Source organism: Flavobacterium selenitireducens (assembly GCF_014748335.1).
Classification (GTDB): Bacteria; Bacteroidota; Bacteroidia; order Flavobacteriales; family Flavobacteriaceae; genus Flavobacterium; species Flavobacterium selenitireducens.
In genome coordinates, this window is the sequence record NZ_JAAVIY010000009.1 from 127,126 (window position 1) to 144,663 (window position 17,538).

At 52.4% G+C, this 17,538-nt stretch carries 9 protein-coding genes; 8 read left to right on the forward strand and 1 reads right to left on the reverse strand.

What is annotated here, in order from left to right; all coding sequences use genetic code 11:
* The first annotated feature begins 81 nt into the window (after positions 1-81).
* From HC229_RS13395 to HC229_RS13430, 8 genes are all read left to right on the forward strand, one after another.
* Entirely contained in the window at positions 82-405 is a 324-nt protein-coding gene (locus tag HC229_RS13395) for a hypothetical protein (RefSeq protein ID WP_191021004.1), read from the forward strand.
* 230 nt (positions 406-635) lie between these two features.
* On the forward strand, positions 636-1,148 hold the full coding sequence (locus HC229_RS13400; RefSeq protein ID WP_191021005.1) for a hypothetical protein: 513 nt from the start codon (positions 636-638) through the stop codon (positions 1,146-1,148).
* Positions 1,149-1,155: 7 nt separating this feature from the next.
* A complete protein-coding gene (locus HC229_RS13405) occupies positions 1,156-1,830 on the forward strand; it encodes a hypothetical protein (protein WP_191021006.1) in 675 nt (224 codons plus the stop codon).
* A 261-nt stretch (positions 1,831-2,091) separates the two neighbouring features.
* A complete protein-coding gene (locus tag HC229_RS13410; RefSeq protein WP_191021007.1) occupies positions 2,092-3,990 on the forward strand; it encodes a T9SS type A sorting domain-containing protein in 1,899 nt (632 codons plus the stop codon).
* A 278-nt stretch (positions 3,991-4,268) separates the two neighbouring features.
* The gene (locus HC229_RS13415) at positions 4,269-4,928 is read left to right on the forward strand and encodes a hypothetical protein (protein ID WP_191021008.1); all 660 of its coding nucleotides are present in this window, start codon (positions 4,269-4,271) and stop codon (positions 4,926-4,928) included.
* Positions 4,929-5,226: 298 nt separating this feature from the next.
* Positions 5,227-7,233, forward strand: a complete 2,007-nt coding sequence (locus tag HC229_RS13420) for a tetratricopeptide repeat-containing sensor histidine kinase (RefSeq protein WP_191021009.1) — start codon at positions 5,227-5,229, stop codon at positions 7,231-7,233.
* Positions 7,226-7,843, forward strand: a complete 618-nt coding sequence (locus HC229_RS13425; RefSeq protein WP_191021010.1) for a response regulator transcription factor — start codon at positions 7,226-7,228, stop codon at positions 7,841-7,843. The genes HC229_RS13420 and HC229_RS13425 overlap by 8 nt, the downstream gene beginning before the upstream one ends.
* 74 nt (positions 7,844-7,917) lie before the next feature.
* Positions 7,918-11,763 (forward strand): hypothetical protein, encoded by a 3,846-nt coding sequence (locus HC229_RS13430; protein ID WP_191021011.1) that lies wholly within the window; start codon positions 7,918-7,920, stop codon positions 11,761-11,763.
* Positions 11,764-11,892: 129 nt separating this feature from the next.
* Here the strand turns inward: HC229_RS13430 and HC229_RS13435 are convergent, their stop codons facing one another.
* The gene (locus tag HC229_RS13435; protein WP_191021012.1) at positions 11,893-17,532 is read right to left on the reverse strand and encodes a Calx-beta domain-containing protein; all 5,640 of its coding nucleotides are present in this window, start codon (positions 17,530-17,532) and stop codon (positions 11,893-11,895) included.
* Positions 17,533-17,538: the final 6 nt, after the last annotated feature.

Here is a 17,538-nt window from a genome sequence, read left to right on the forward strand (position 1 = left end):
ATTGCGTTTGAGTGAAGCACCTCATCGTCATTTCCTGACCGGAAGCAGATGTATAGGAGTACACGATACTTTATAATTTTGATGCCGGCCCAATTCGCACCCGAATTTGCGATCGGATGGAACAATATATATTTTAGGCAAGGTGATGACGAAACAGGAGAAACCGCGGCATTCTACGAAACGGTAGGCGATTTGCCATCGAACTTCCTGACGCCAGCCCAGTACGATGCCCACAACTTGGGCCTCGAGATTACCTACACGGCACAGGATGGAACATTTAACACCTCCAAAGGCGATGCCCAGACTGAGAGCACGCTTTCTGTTTCCGATTATGCCCAAGCCGTAAAATGCGCCCCTGTTTACGCGCGGCTTTCACGTAAATCTCGATTTTCCCCACGTTGGTGACCCATTCTTTAACGGACATTCATTTAGTGCCGCAGTGCCGCAGCCTCCGCTTATTTTTGTGTCGGAAATGGCGTGACAAATTGACGAGCCCGGCCCGCATTGTGAATCCGATCGCCGCCTTTGCGGAACTATCGACCGATGCGCCACGTCCCTATCTGAATCCGGCGAGGTGTCGGCCATCACCGCCTTGCAACAAGACGACCTGCAACCAAACCTGATAAATACCAAATATGCAACCCATCCTTTACAAAATTGACGAGAACGCAAGCGTGAATACCACCTTGAGACAATCGGCCACCGCCATTCAATCGAAACTACAAACCCGTTTCGGATCGTCTTATGCAGTTAGTGCGGGCGATTTTACAGAAGCCGGCAACGATTGGTCACACGAGATAAAAATCCGCCAAGGCAGCAAAATCGGCGCTGAGGTAGGCCTTAGATGGGAGAAAGCGATTCCCGATGTCCTGAAACTGGAAGTGGACGAATCCTCTAAAATGGGCAACAGGATCACCTATTCCGTACTTTTCGTGTTTTTAGCCGTGGGCGCCTACATGGGGTACAACGATATCGAACCCCTGGCTTTTTTGCCGGGACGCAAGATCGCCTCCGGGCTTGGGGCCTTGATTGCGCTTGTGCCCGCAATCGTGCTTATTTCGATTCTTAAGTCGGCATTGCTCAAAGGCGAAAAGGAACAGAACGCGAAACTCGTCCGGGAAGTCCGCCAGGTGCTTCAAACGCAATAAAACCGGAATGAAACGCTTTTTAAAGATAGGCTGCGGCGCGATCCTCGGATTTATCGCAATCACGATGGTCGTAGCCGCAATAGTAGAATCGAACAGCGCCCCTACCCAGTCGATAATGTTCCTCAATACGGGACCGGAATTGCGGACGGTGACGCTCGAAATGGTGGGGGCCGATGGGAAATTGTCGGACGGATATTACATCCACAGCGAAGTAGCCTGCGGTCAAACGCTTGTCGAAAGAGTGCCGGAAGGCGATTACCACATCAAGGTGTGGCGCCCGGACGACAGCCTGGCCCATTCGGTCGATTTCAAAGTGGCACTTCCCGACTCCACCCAATCGAATTACGAACTCTATCGGTTCGATCTATCGGCCGACAAGGTATTTGCGCTGGTCAACCTGAATTTCCTGTACGAAGGCAACTCGTTTGCCAGTCACATGTCCAAAGCCGTAGGAACCAAGCGCGAACGTCCCGGCGTCGCCCAAATGTACGATGGAACCAAACCGTTTCTCATTGAGGACACCTATTCTTCGCAAAAATTCGTGGATGTGCACGAAAGCCTTCCCCATGACATACAATACGGCAACATGGTGTACGGCCTGTTTCCGATTCCAGGGAAACTCCCGGAGCAGGAATTCGAAAACTACCTGCTAAAGAAAATCACCGACAAAACGCTTGAATAACTGACCCGAACGATAAAAACCAATATCCATTTTTGATATGACCCAAACTGCCTTTTCCGTGGTTGACCTGATCGCCAATTTCGATTTGTTCGCGGCTATACTTGGATTGTTTACGGTCAGCTGACCGGCTATTGTGTCTTGGAGGCTCTTTCGTCTGGAAAAGCCCCGGATCGTTGGAATGCCCTAAATAAAAATTGCAGATTTCTAAAACTTACAGTAGATTCGGCACGAAATTTCTCACAAACAAAACCCATAAAATCAATGAAATCAAAATTACATTTCGCGCTTTACTGCGCCATGCTGAGCTTTTGCCCGGCAATCCAATTTTCGGCCCAAGCCCAGGGATTCGGTCCATCGGCCACCAACTGGGGATTGCCAGCGGGCGGTCACATCGACAATGGGACGAATTACAGTTTCAATGAAATCGCAGAGTCGACTGGCCCCGCATACGATCTGGGCAGCCAGGCCTGGACGGTGATGGACATGAACGGCGATTCAAAACCCGACATCGTGGTCTATAACGAGAACCTGGCTGCGGGTGATGCGCTCGTATTCGGAACCGGCTCGAACCGGTATTGGAAAGTGTACTTGGGTACGGCAACCGGTTTCTCGACAACCGCAACCAACTGGACATTGCCGGTGGGCGGCCATTCCGACAACGGTATCAATTATAGTTTCAACGAAATTGCAAAGTCGACAGGCGGCGCTTATGATTTGGGAAGCCAATCCTGGACGGTCATGGACATGAACGGGGACGCCAAACCTGACATGGTCGTCTATAACGAGAATATGGCTGCGGGCGACGCACTCGTGTACGGATCGGGTTCGAACCGTTACTGGAAAGTCTACCTCAACACAGGATCGGGATTTTCTCCGACGGCTACCAACTGGACACTGCCTGCGGGCGGTCATGCAGACAACGGCATCAACTACAGCTTCAATAAAATCGCACAGTCGACAGGCGCGGCATACGATATGGGAAGCCAATCCTGGACGGTAATGGACATGAACGGAGATTCAAAACCCGACATCGTCGTCTACAACGAGAACATGGCTGCAGGCGACGCGTGGGTCTACGGAACCGGATCGAACCGCTATTGGAAAGTGTATCTCAACACGACGTCGGGATTTTCACCGACAGCCACCAACTGGACACTGCCTGCAGGAGGTCATACCGACAACGGCATCAACTACAGCTTCCACAAAATTGCGCAATCGACCGGCGCTGCCTATGACTTGGGCAGCCAATCGTGGACGGTCATGGACATGAACGGCGATTCCAGACCGGATATGGTCGTCTACAACGAAAATCAAGCTGCGGGCGATGCACTTGTATACGGAACCGGTACGAACCGTTTCTGGAAAGTTTATTTCGGGGCCGCAACGGGCTTTTCCACAACCGCTACAAACTGGGCATTGCCGGTTGGAGGTCATAAAGACAATGGCACTAATTACAGTTTCCACCAAATCGCTCAGTCGACCGGCGCTGCCTATGACCTCGGAAGCCAGTCGTGGACAGTGATGGACATGAACGGCGACTCCAAACCTGACTTGGTGACCTACAACGAGAACCAGGCTGCGGGCGACGCACTTGTGTACGGATCGGGTTCGAATCGATACTGGAAAGTATATTCCAACACGGCAGCGGGATTTTCATCGGCTGCGACCAATTGGACATTGCCTGCAGGCGGTCACAAGGATAACGGTGTCGATTACAGTTTCTACCAGATCGCAGAGTCGACCGGACCCGCTTACGATTTGGGCAGCCAAGCCTGGACGGTAATGGATATGAACGGCGACCACAAGCTTGATTTGGTTGTATACACCGAGAACTTGGCTGCTGGCGATGCCCTGGTATACGGATCGGGAGCGAACCGTTATTGGAGAGTGTTCCTCAATTCCGGCGGATCGTTGGGCACGCCGGCAGCGCCGTTGCAAAATCGCTTTGTGGCCTATCCGAACCCTGTGGATGGTGAACTGTTCCTGAAGACCGATTTGGCAAACGCCGATCGCGCGTATCGTATTCTCGACGCTAATGGCCGTGTGATCCAAACCGGAAAACTTTCAGGAGCAACCACTTCGATTGATTGGAGCGGGATTCAAAAGGGAATTTACTTTTTGAGGATCGGTGATGAGGTGGTGAAAGTGATAAAGAAATAATGCTGGTTAACTGATTGGTAAATGCAGGGCTTTGGTCCTGCATTTTTTTTTGGCGGGGATTGAAGCTCGTCCCTCGGTTTTTGCGAGGAAAACTCCGCCGCCAAGGCGACCCGCGGTAGCACAACCCGACAGCACAACTGGTGCAACTAATGTTGCAATTAGAAAAAAACAAAAATCCCCAAATTCGAACGTCAAAACGATCAATGTGGAATACGCCCAAAATCATCGTCCGTATAGGGAATAACTCTATATTTGCCCACTAACCAATAATAAAAACAATGAAAAAATTAGTGCTTATGGCCTTCGCGGCCTTCGCTTTTTCGTGCAGTTCAGACGACGGCGGTTCGTCAAACAACAACGGTGGCGGGAACAATAACAACAACGACACCGGTGTGGCCTACATTAAAGGAAAAATGGACAGCGTCGCTTTTGACCACACTTTCAACAACACAGCAAACGACACGTTTCTGTACAACGCCCTTGCGGGATTCAGCGGCGAAGGGTTCGACCGTTGGTATTATTACGGAGGCTCGGTCATGAAATTCAATCCGCCCCAATTCGCACCCGAATTTGCGATCGGATGGAACAATATGTATTTTGGGCAAGGTGGTGACGAAACAGGAGAAACCGCGGCATTCTACGAAACGGTCGGCGATTTGCCATCGAACTTCCTGACGCCTGCCCAGGACGATGCCCACAACCCGGGCCTCGAGATTACTTACAAGGCACAGGATGGAACATTCTACACCTCCAAAGCCGGTGCCCAGACCGGGAGCACGCTTTCCGTTTCCGATTATACCCAAGGCATGAGCGGAGGCGCCAAAACCATGACAGTCAAAGGGACATTCTCTTGTAAATTGTACAATGACGAGGATCCGAGCGATATGATCCAGGTTACCGATGGAAAGTTTAAGCTGATCCTTTCGGAGTTTAATTGATCTAGCTCGTCTTTCAAAATAAGATAACAGCGAATGAGGTTCAGGCTTCATTCGCTATTTTTTTTGTTGCCGTTTTGGAGTGACTGACTTCTCGATTAGAAAAAAAACCAAATCGTTGTTCGATCCGCAGTGGCAGCACGTACAGGCAGCGGCAAGGGAAAACCTGACTTGTGCTTGACCCGGATGCCGCATCGGCACGACTTCCATAACTATAAATAAAAAACTCCCCGGTCGCAGCCCTGATTTGAGATGGAAAACCTATGTTTGCCGTATCACCCTAACTTTCAATTGAACACGTTTGAATTACCTGAAAATAACCTCAGGGCTATGCCTGGCTTTAAGTCTTTTCTTTGCAATTCCGGTTTCGGCCCAGGTCGAATCCCGTATCGATTCGCTTGTGATAAAACTCGGCAAAACAACCGATAACAAGGAAAAGGTGCAGATCCTGACAAAACTGACTGAACTCAATTCAATTGTCGACCCGGCGGCAGGCATTGCTTTCGGCAAAAAGGCGCTTTCGTATATGAAAGTCGGAAATTGGACGTCTCCCAGGATTGACGTGTTGCAAAACATGGGCATGTGCCTCAGAAGCCAGGGCAATCTCCCAGAAGCCCTTACCCTGTTTTACCAATCGATGGAATTGTCGCAAAAGGCCTCGTTGCCGGACCAATCCGCTTCCGTGGCGCGTCAACTCGGCATGACATACAAACAACAACGCAACCGCGTACAAGCAGAAAAATACTATCAGGAGGCGTTTTCGCACTATGAAAAAACGGGTGACAGTTTCCAGATTTCGGTGCTTCATATCGACCTTGGAGGGCTTTGCTCCGACCACGGCGACCTGTCCTGCGCCAAGCGGCATTACGAACGGGCGCTCGCGATCATCAACAGCGGAAAATCCGTTTCCCGAAAGGCATTGGTCATTTCCAATCTCGCCAATGTTTACGGCGCGGAAGGCAATTATCGGAAAGCCGTCCAATTCTACGAAGATGCACTCGCGCTGCTCAATGCCCAGAACGACACGCGAAAGGAGATGTTCATCTACGGACAGCTCGGCTTCGAATACCTGAATTTCGTAAGCGACACCCAGCCGGTTCCCGACGAGTTCAAACTCGATGGCAGCCGCGACATGCAAATTTCAAAAGCGATCGAGTATATCAGCAAGGCGGCCAATTATTTCCAGCAAGCCAAACAGGTCAACGAATACCAGGCTTTCATGCGCGCGCTGCCCGAAGCCTATTTTTTGGGAAAGCAATACGAGAAAGGCATAGAAGCGTTTAAATCGTATTACGAAAGCAAGGAAAATACGATCCAGAAGCAACGTGAGAGCGAATTGGCGCGAGCCGAGTTAAATTACGAGTACAACCGTCGGAAAGATTCGACCCAACAGGTTCAGGAACGCAAAGAGCTGGCGTTGGAAAACGAAATGAAATTCCGGGAAATCGAATTTGCTTACCAGAAAAAACAGCAGGCGCTGACCGCCGAACGCGAACGTTTCGAACTCAAGTTCAGCGAGGCCGTCAAGCGCAAGGAACTCGAAACAGCGCACGAAAAAACCCGGGAACAGGAAAAACTGCAGACCCAGCGGCTGTTGCGCATCACCTGGATTCTAGCCGGGAGCATAGCCGTCGTATTGCTGATATTGTACCTGATCAGGGTCGCAAGACTCGAAAGCAGGAAAGCGGCCATGGAAAAGAATTTCTCCCAAAACCTTGTCCAAACCATAGAATCCGAACGCAAAAGGATTGCCGAGGAACTTCACGACAGCATCGGCCAAAGCCTGCTGCTGCTCAAGAACAAACTGCATCACGAACAGCGCGATACCGTTACCGTCGACGCGATCATCGGCGAAGTACGCGGCTTGTCCCACGACATGCATCCTTACCAGTTCGAGCGGCTCGGATTGATGCGTTCCACGCGGGAAACGGTCGAAGCCTTGCAGCAACATTCGGATATTTTCTTTTCGTTCGATTGTGAAGATGAGACGCTCGGCGATTCGATAGCCGCCGAGAATCAAATCCATATTTACCGCATGTTGCAGGAAGCGTTGAATAACGTGCTCAAACATTCCGGCGCAAAGGCTTGTCGCGTTTCGGTCGACGAAAAAGGCGATGCGATCGAATTCGAGGTCAAGGACAACGGCACTGGGTTCGAGCCATCGCGAGACGGTTTTGAAAGCCTTGGCCTCAAGACGATGGAATCGCGTGCAAGGCTTACCGGCTCCGATCTAGCGATCAAATCAACCGCCGGAAAAGGAACTTCGGTTGTCGTTCTCGTAAAAAAATCAAAACAAAGTCATGGCTAAATCCATCATCATCGCAGACGACCATCCGTTAGTGCTCGAAGGATATAAATCGTATCTGGCCTCGGCGGGCTTCGCGATTCTCGACACGGCCCACGACGGCAACGAGGCGTTCAATAAAATCTGCCGGCAACAACCCGATTTTGCGATCCTCGACATGGAAATGCCGGTACTCAAAGGCCTCGAAGTAGCGGCATATCTGCACCAGAACAAAGTCGATGTGAAAGTCATCATCCTGACGCTTCATTCGGCAAAGGAAATTTTCGATGCCGTCGGAAAAACAATCGACGGCTACTTATTGAAGGAAGATGCGCTCGACGAAATTTTGAAATGCATTCGCGACATCGAACTCGGCAACCACTACGTGAGTTCCAAAATCAAGCAAAGCAGCCTGGCTTCGGCACCCGATGCGTTGAAAGTGCTCAGCGCGTCCGAAATCAAGATTTTGCAGTACATCGCCAAAAAAATGACCTCACGCGAAATCGCCGACACCTTGTTTCTTTCGCCGCGCACGGTCCAAAAACACAGGGAAAACATCATCCGGAAACTGGACATCACGCCCGGAGCGAACAATTTGCTGTTATGGGTTTCAGATAACCGACACCTATTTTAGGCGTCATTACGTATCGCAACGTATTTGCTCGGATTTCCCGTCGGAATACTTTTACGTCATACTAATTATGTCGTATGGAACCGAGAAAAAAAATCGTTGCGATAGCGCTGCTCCTTTTGAGTTTTGGCAACATCCACAGCCAGGTAGGCATCAACACCACGAATCCGAATTCGATGTTGGACGTGCGTGCTTCCGACTCCGCCAACCCAACTCCAACCGACGGGATATTGATTCCCAAAATCGGTCAATTTCCCACTACCGATCCCGGCCTCGCTCAGGACGGCATGTTGGTCTACCTAACGAGCCAACAAGGTTCTAATCTCCCTGGTTTTTATTTTTGGAAAAACGCCGACGCTTCATGGGTTGCGCTTTCAAATGCCAATTCCGGAACATTGGACAACGCCTACAACTTTGGCGGACCCGGTCTCGGACGCAACATAACGGCCAACAACGGCGCAGTTTCTATCGTCGGCAGCGACGGCCTGGTCGTTTCCGGAACTCCTGACAATGGCGTGACCATGCCCGCGACTTCCGGCACCAAAATGATCTGGAACCCGCGTAAATCCGCGTTTCGCGCCGGAACCGTAGTAGCGGCCCAATGGAGCGATGCCAACACCGGCTACTTTTCGACGGCTTTCGGAGGCAACGCCACTGCCAGCGGAACCGATGCGATGGCATTCGGAACCTCCACCACGGCATCCGGGACCCGCGCGACGGCATTCGGCACCTTCAGTACGGCGTCGGGACTGAATTCGACTACGTTCGGAACGTCCACATTCGCCAATGCAACCAATGCCACAGCGTTTGGGTTTCTGTCGCGGGCGACGAACAACGAAACGACCGCATTCGGAGTCGAATCGGAAGCATCCGGCTATGTAGCGACGGCTTTTGGCAGCGGCATCCTGGCGCGTTCGTTCGGGGAAACCGCAATGGGAACGTACAATACAGATTACACTCCATCTTCCATTACCGCATGGTCGGCCCAGGACCGCATCTTTTCGCTCGGAAACGGAGTCTCGAACGCAGCAAGGTCGGACGCGATGACGGTTTTCAAGAACGGCCTCGCGACACTGCCATCGGTAACCAATGCGCTGATCACAGCCGAACCGACGGGTAAAGCCATCGTGACCAAAGAATGGATGCTTTCAAATCGCGGCGGAACATTGGATCAGGCCTACGATTTCGGCACAGCTGGAGGCGGACGCACGATTACCGCAGACAGCGGACCGGTAACTATCGATGGAACCGACGGATTTGTAGCAACAGGCGTGTCGTACTCAGGAGCGACAATGCCGGAAACGGCGGGAACCGCGATGATCTGGAATCCGAGGAAATCGGCGTTTAGGGCGGGAACCGTAGATAGCGCGCAATGGAGTGACGCAAATACCGGCTTCAACTCAACAGCCTTTGGCAACAACACTACCGCCAGCGGAGGTGACGCTGCGGCTTTCGGCAGGTCTACCACTGCATCTGGCTGGCAATCAACAGCTTTTGGCGATGCTACCACCGCCTCGGGCGGGCGTTCCATGGCCTTCGGTTACTACGCGAACGCGTCAGGCGAGCAGGCCACCGCGTTTGGACTCAATTCAAACGCTCAGGGAAATCACGCCACGGCTTTTGGCACTAATACTACCGCCTCGTCGCTTGCATCGACGGCCTTTGGCTTTTTCACAAACGCATCAGGTTATTTTGCTACAGCTTTCGGAAGCCAGACCAACGCTTCCGGTAACAACGCCACTGCATTCGGTTCGGGAACTCACGCGTCCCAAAACGAATCTACCGCATTCGGGTCGGGCAGCAATGCATCGGGTAGCGTGTCAACTGCATTCGGCCATGGCGTTTTTTCCAAGTCTTATGGAGAAATGGCAATCGGACTTTACAACACCATCTATTTCCCATCGTCAACGGGCTGGTTCGGTACCGACCGTATTTTCTCGATCGGGAACGGAGTCGCGCCTGCCGGAAGGTCCGATGCGTTGACAATTTTAAAGAACGGGCTGGCCACTTTGCCATCGGTAACCAATGCGCTTATCAACGCCGAACCCACCGGTAAGGCAATTGTCACTAAAGAATGGGCGCTAGCCAACCGCTTCGGAACATTGGATCAGGCGTATGATTTCGCAACACCCGGAGGCGGACGCACGATAACGGCAGACAATGGTGCGGTTACCATCAACGGAACGGACGGTTTGGTCGTGTCAGGCACGTTCAACGGTGGTGTGGCGATGCCCGCGACTACGGGAACTCAACTGATCTGGAATCCGAGAAAATCGGCATTTCGCGCCGGCACGGTAAACGCTGCTCAATGGAGCGATGCGAATACAGGATATTATTCTGCGGCTTTCGGGGGAAATAACACCGCAAGTGGCCAGGACGCAATGGCTTTCGGCACGTCGAGTGTCGCTTCCGGCAGTCAATCGACAGCCTTTGGGAACGCCAGCCTGTCTTCCGGAAACCAAGCTACCGCATTCGGAGTATGGTCAAACGCCACCGGCAATCAATCTACTGCGTTTGGCCAGCTCACCTCGGCATCGGCAGAGCGCGCGTTGGCCTTCGGGGCACAGACACAAGCCTCCGGCGTCCAGGCTGCCGCTTTCGGATATCTGACAACTGCATCGGGATACAATTCCACGGCATTCGGATGGAGCTCTTTCGCCAACCAGAACAACGCGACGGCATTCGGCTACCAAACACGGGCGACAAGCCAGGAAGCGACAGCATTTGGTTTCCAGTCGCAGGCAAACGGTGCAAGATCTACGGCTTTCGGGGAAGGATCGATCGCCTCGAACGTGGCCGCCACGGCTTTCGGATGGGCAACCGAAGCAAGCGGGCAAAGGGCGACGGCTTTCGGATACCAGACTGTCGCGAGCAGCAACCAGGCAACGGCATTCGGATCGCAATCGACGGCATCGGGACAGGTCGCCACGGCGTTCGGACAAGGTGTAACGGCACGCTCTTGCGCCGAAACTGCCACGGGAATTAACAACGTCGAGTACACACCGGGATCCACGTCGGCATGGGTAGCAACGGATCGAATTTTTTCTGTCGGAAACGGAAGCGCCGCAAATGCGAGATCGAACGCGATGACGATCCTCAAAAACGGACGCGTCGGGATCGGATCGACACTGCCGCGGGCGCCGCTGCACGTCACAGGCCAAAGCGATTTGACCAATGCGCTTAACATACGATATTTCAACTCTGGCTCGAATCTCGTCACGTTCAACAACTGGACGGGAAACACATCGGCCTATTTTGAAGGGAACGTGATCGCGACCGCATCGTTTGTGGGCGTAAACACGGCGGCTTGGTCAGATAGCCGACTCAAAAAGATTAGCGGGATTTCAGACGGAAAACGCGATCTGGAAACGTTGAGCAAGATCGAAATCGTCGATTATACGATGGTGGACAGCATCAGCGATCCAAAACGTTACAAAAAGATCGTCGCCCAACAAGTCGAAAAGCTGATGCCGGATGCGGTAGGCCAATACAGCAACTACTTGCCGTCGGTTTACCGAAAAGCCGATCGCGTAACCACTATAGGAACCGCCGTCACCATTAGCGTTCCCGACCACGGTTTTGTTGCCGGCGACCAGGTCAAGTTAATCTCGGAAACCAAAGGAGACATCCTGACGACCGTCACACGCGTAATAGATCGCCATACGTTTTCCATCGAGACATCGGATCAGATCGACGATAACCTTTTCGTCTACGGCAAGAAAGTCGACGATTACCGGGCCGTCGATTATGGCGCGATCGCGATGCTCAACGTATCGGCTACCCAGGAATTGCTGCGATTGTTGACCGAAGCTAGAAACGAGGTGAACGAAATGAAGTCGAAGAACGAGGAAATGAAGGCTGAATTCGCGGAGATCAAATCCGAAATCGCCTCGATGAAACAGCTGATGAGGGAGAATCAATAATCCCACTTCGGAGCCGCTATTTCTCAACTGGAAACGGCAATCGCTCCACTTCGATAACCGTTGCGTTTTCCGTAAAACAAAAAGCCCGGAAACATTTCGCTTCCGGGCTTAAGAACAAGTTTGGGTTGGTTAGTTTTTAATGACCTTGAACGTTTGCGATGCACTTCCCGAAGTCGCTTTCACAAGGAAAGTTCCCGCCGGCAAGTGGCTCATGTCGATTTGCGTCGAGGTGGCGCTCACATTTTTCGAAATCACTTGCTGGCCCACGATATTGAAAATCGATATTTGGGTCAATGTCTCGGTATATTCGATGTTGAGGATGTCGTTTACCGGATTCGGATACAGTTTGAAGCGATTCTTGCCGAAGTCGCGCGTATTCAGCTCCGTAACCGAAATGCATTCCGACGTCACGGTGCAATCGCCATTTGAAACGACTACATAATAATCGCCGACAACCGCAGGAATAAAGGTTTGATCGGTTTCGCCGGCAAGCTCAACGTCGGCGCAGGTAAACCATTGATATGTCGCACCGGTTTGCGTAGCGGTGACGATGCCTCCCGCCTGGCTGACACCTGCATCAGGAGCCGCATTGACGCTAACCGAAGTTGCAGCCGAAGTCGCCGAAGTACACGTTCCGTTGTTTACAGAAACCGAATAGCTTCCCGAAGCCGAAACCGTGATCGATTGGGTCGTGGCACCGTTTGACCAGACGTTTCCGGTAGATGAGGAAGACGTAAGTACCACATTTCCGCCTGCGCAGAACGTCGTTGCTCCCGAAGCGGAAATCGTCGGAGTCGCCGGCAATGGATTTACCGTAACGGTCGTCGTTGAAGAAGTCGCTGATGTACATGTTCCATTGTTTACGGAAACCGAATACGTTCCAGAAACCGAAACCGTGATCGATTGGGTCGTTGCACCGTTTGACCAAACGTTTCCGGTCGCAGCCGAAGAGGTCAACGTAATATTTCCGCCTTCGCAGAACGTCGTCGCTCCCGAAGCTGAAATCGTAGGCGTCGCCGGCAATGGATTTACCGTGACGGTCGTCGTTGAAGAAGTCGCCGAAGTACACGATCCGTTGTCAACCGAAACCGAATAGCTCCCAGATGTAGAAACCGTGATCGATTGGGTCGTGGCTCCGTTTGACCAGACGTTTCCTGTCGCAGCCGAAGAGGTAAGCGTAACATTTCCGCCTTCGCAGAACGTCGTTACTCCCGAAGCGGAAATCACAGGCGTTGCCGGAAGCGGATTTACCGTAACGGTCGTCGCCGATGAAGTCGCTGATGAACACGTTCCGTGGTTTACGGAAACCGAATAACTTCCCGAAGCCGAAACCGTGATCGATTGGGTCGTCGCTCCGTTTGACCAGACGTTTCCGGTCGCAGCCGAAGAGATCAACGTTACGTTTCCGCCTTCGCAGAACGTCGTCGCTCCCGAAGCTGAAATCGTCGGAGTCGCCGGCAATGGATTTACCGTAACGGTCGTCGCCGATGAAGTCGCTGATGAACACGTTCCGTTGTTTACGGAAACCGAATAACTTCCCGAAGCCGAAACCGTGATCGATTGGGTCGTCGCTCCGTTTGACCAGACGTTTCCGGTCGCAGCCGAAGAGGTCAACGTAACGTTTCCGCCTTGGCAGAATGTCGTCGCGCCCGAAACTGAAATCGTCGGAGTCGTCGGCAATAGATTTACCGTGACTGTTGTTGTAGATGAAGTTGCCGAAGTACACGTTCCATTATCTACTGAAACCGAATACGTTCCAGAAGCCGAAACCGTGATCGATTGGGTCGTGGCTCCGTTTGACCAGACGTTTCCGGTCGCAGCCGAAGAGGTCAACGTTACGTTTCCGCCTTCGCAGAACGTCGTCGCTCCCGAAGCTGAAATCGTCGGAGTCGCCGGCAATGGATTTACCGTAACGGTCGTCGCCGATGAAGTCGCTGATGAACACGTTCCGTTGTCAACCGAAACCGAGTAGCTTCCCGATGTAGAAACCGTGATCGATTGCGTCGTCGCCCCGTTTGACCAAACGTTTCCTGTCGCAGCCGAAGAGGTCAACGTTACGTTTCCGCCTTCGCAGAACGTCGTCGCGCCCGAAGCGGAAATCGTAGGTGTCGTCGGCAATGGATTTACCGTAACGGTCGTCGCCGATGAAGTCGCTGATGAACACGTTCCGTTGTTTACGGAAACCGAATAACTTCCCGAAGCCGAAACCGTGATCGATTGTGTCGTGGCTCCGTTTGACCAAATGTTTCCGGTCGCAGCCGAAGAGGTCAACGTAACATTTCCGCCTTCGCAGAACGTCGTCGCTCCCGATGCTGAGATAGTTGGCGCTGTTGCCGCCGGATTGACCGTGACCGTAATTTCGTTAGACCCAGCCGATTCGCATGTGCCGTTGTTTACGCCAACCGAATATGTCCCCGACGTCGTTACCGTAATAAATTGCGTCGTCGCCCCGTTCGACCAAACGTTTCCGGTGGCCGCCGATGAGATTAAGATAACGCTTCCGCCCTGGCAGAACGTCGTCGGTCCTGTAGGTGTGATCACAGGAGTTGCCGGCAACGGATTGACTGTTACCGTGGTTCCAGCCGAGGCGACAGAGTTACAGGTTCCGTTGTTGTAAACCACAGTGTACGTTCCGGGATCCGAAACCGTGATCGATTGTGTCGTGGCACCGTTCGACCAGGTATTTCCGGTCGCGGACGAGGAGGTCAACGTCACGCTTCCGCCCTGGCAGAAAGTGGTTGCGCCTGATACGGTAACCGTCGGAGCTGCCGGAGCTGGCGTAATACTGATTACGGTAGCCGCCGATGCCTGGGATGTACACGTTCCGTTGTTGACTGAAACTGTGTATGAGCCTGCTGCTGAAACGGTGATCGATTGTGTCGTCGCCCCGTTCGACCAAACGTTCCCGGTAGATGAGGAAGACGTGAGCACCACATTTCCGCCTTGGCAGAATGTCGTCGCTCCCGAGGCGGTAATTGTAGGAACGATTGCCGAAAATGTCGCACTGATCGTATGGTTCGCATTTACGTTCGAGAACGTGTAGGTAGAAACCGCGCCTTGAGAAACGCCATCGACCAAAACATCTGAAATGGCGTAAGCGCAATTAGCGGTGATCGTATAGGTTTGGCTGCCGTTAGTCGGAACGGTAGTTGTCCCGGCTGGCGAAATCGACCCGTTTGTTCCGGCCGATGCTGAAATGGCGAATCCTGCCACGTTGCTCTCGGTGGCACCCGGTGTCGGCGTCAATAGATTTCTTGGCAAACAGTCGAAGTCGTTCGTCACACTTGGAATCGGTGTTCCTATGCCGTCGATCGTCGGATTGGCTCCTGCTACGAGATGCAGATCGGACTGAGACGCAAAAACCGGCAGCACTTCTATCGAGTGAGCGTCTTTGGAAGTTGCGGCTTGCCAATCGGCTAAAGTCGCATAGTTCGTTCCTTGGTTGTTCGACAGTCCGCCTGAACGGAAACCACCGTCCTGGACGCCTCCGCTGTAGAAAACGTTGTTGTCGGAAACCAGGTTGGCGAAAGTCGTGCTCAAGGTTCCGAACGCGTAGGTTTTCGTTATGGCCGTTCCGGTTGCGATTTGCGTGGTCGAAACGATGTTGTTCTTCATTTCCAATGACGGATCAAGGCCTGAAAGCCCGATGCCATAGCTTGGCGACTGGTTCGATCGGTTCCCGCGGTCTCCGTAGAGATGAATCGTGTTGTGGTAAAGCTTGGTTTCAGAAGCTACTGCTCCCACGACCCAGATTCCGGCTACGTAATAGTTATTTTGTGCAATGCCCGATACGTTGCTGATCATGTTGTTGCGCACCACGTTCGGCGTTCCGAAAGCCATTCCTGAAATGGCGATTCCAACCGTCGCTCCTCCTAGATCGACGGTGCTTACCACTCCGGTAATCCAGTTGTTGGCGATCAATGCGCCGCTGATGCCACCACTGCCTACACCCAAGGCGTAAGCTGATCCCGCGCCGATTGCCAAACCGACAGTCTCACTGCCGCTGGTGCTGTTGGTGTTGTTCACAAATACCTTGTTGAAGGTAACCTGCGGATTGAGTTCGTAAGCAATGTAAACCGCATTTCGGGAAACCCGGTCGGTCCCGGTTCCGGTGATGTCATTTTGCGTAATGACCAGGTTGGTGTTTTGGTTAGATGTGCTGACGCCCGTCGAATAGATTCCGACGTTGACTTTCCTGACCGAGCAATTTTCGATACGGGTATTTTCGTTGTGTGCGGTAGAAGGATTCGCAATCGAGTTCGGGAACACGCGGAACATAATGCCATAGCCGCCCGCAGCTGAATTACCAACGGTATTGATGTTTTTGACCGTATTGTTGTTGGCACCGTTCGCCGCCGATTGGAACAGGATTCCTGCAGAGTTTCCGCTCGTGTTGTTTACAAACGTAAGTTGTCGCAAAGATGCGTCTCCACCAATCTGGCAGGTTGCAGCTGTTGCTCCGGTCAGCGATCCGTTGATCGTTACGTTGTCTGCGCCTTCAAATCGGATGAGCCCAGGATTATCGATGCTGTTGCTCACCGAACCTGTGACGGTCCTCGGCGCTCCGAAAGGCTGGATCAGAACGGGATGTCCACCCGCGATTTCGTTGAGCGCGAAGTTTCCGGTTTCTCCTGTAAGGTCCGAAATGATATTGATGGTAAGAGGGCCCGAAACTCCGGCAATCCTCGTATTGATCTGTTGGAAAATCCCGCCCGCATTTGTCAGCGACGGGTAATCACCTCCGGTTCCGACAGTGTAGGTTCCCTGCATCGGAGGTAAAACGTCCTTTATGGTAAGGATGGCCGTCTCGCCATTCGCGATGGTCGCATTTGTAGGATTGGAAAGTGTCAGCGTGATCGTTTCGCTGTCATCAAGCACAAAGTCGGCGTTGATGGGAATGCTGATCGTTTTTGGCGTCATGTCTCCATCTGCCCAATTTAACGTTCCTGCAACTGCGGAATAATCTTGCCCTGCCGTTGCCGTGCCGCTGCTCGTAGCGTAATTTACCGAAACTGCGCCGGTAGATCCGCCGTTTCGGTGCACGATAATGGACGCCGTGGTGTTTTCAGCTGCGGTGAAGGTTGCGTTGTCGAACGAAACATGGCCCGCTGAACCCGGCGTTGTGTAAAAAACCTGGATGTTGGGACGACCACTTTCCGGAACGCCGTAATCGTCTTCGTCAAACGGCGATGTCCAGGAATACCAATATTGGGAGGAATTGTTAGGACCTAATGACCATCTGAATTGTTTGGCCGTCATCGACTCGCTTAAGGCATTGCCGCCATCGGTCGCGACCAGAACGCGTATGTTGTTGCCCGTGTAACTGACAGGTGTCGTAAAGGGAATGTTGATCCAGCTGCCCGGCACGAACGCGGAAGAAGGCATTGTCCCGGAATACTGGGCCGCTCCCGAAGGTTCAATATTCGCATAGATCATGGAAAAGAAACTCGTTCCGGTTCCCGCATTGCTCAAATACACTTTCATAGGCGTATTCTGAGGGCCGTTAACGGATTGCAGATAGTAGCGGATTCCGGTAATCGTAGAACCCGGGGCTATGCCAAGTTCGGATGCGGTATAAATGGATACCAATCGCTCGTGGTTATCATTTACGGACAAAGGTCGATTGCTCAGGAAGCCGTAGGTGTTTCCGGCCGGAATCGTCGATTGGCTGAATGCCGTCTGCCAGCCTAATAGCAGGCCCAGGATCGAATAGAGGAAAAATCGCGGACACCACGAATTTCCCATTACGGAAGGGTAATTTTGTTTCAAATTTGT

What these genes read in the sequence shown, in the direction of transcription:
- HC229_RS13430 (WP_191021011.1), top strand. Translation starts at nt 7,918, where the DNA reads ATGGAACCGAGAAAAAAAATCGTTGCGATAGCGCTGCTCCTTTTGAGT.
- HC229_RS13405 (WP_191021006.1), top strand. Translation starts at nt 1,156, where the DNA reads ATGAAACGCTTTTTAAAGATAGGCTGCGGCGCGATCCTCGGATTTATC.
- HC229_RS13400 (WP_191021005.1), top strand. Translation starts at nt 636, where the DNA reads ATGCAACCCATCCTTTACAAAATTGACGAGAACGCAAGCGTGAATACC.
- HC229_RS13415 (WP_191021008.1), top strand. Translation starts at nt 4,269, where the DNA reads ATGAAAAAATTAGTGCTTATGGCCTTCGCGGCCTTCGCTTTTTCGTGC.
- HC229_RS13410 (WP_191021007.1), top strand. Translation starts at nt 2,092, where the DNA reads ATGAAATCAAAATTACATTTCGCGCTTTACTGCGCCATGCTGAGCTTT.
- HC229_RS13395 (WP_191021004.1), top strand. Translation starts at nt 82, where the DNA reads ATGCCGGCCCAATTCGCACCCGAATTTGCGATCGGATGGAACAATATA.
- HC229_RS13425 (WP_191021010.1), top strand. Translation starts at nt 7,226, where the DNA reads ATGGCTAAATCCATCATCATCGCAGACGACCATCCGTTAGTGCTCGAA.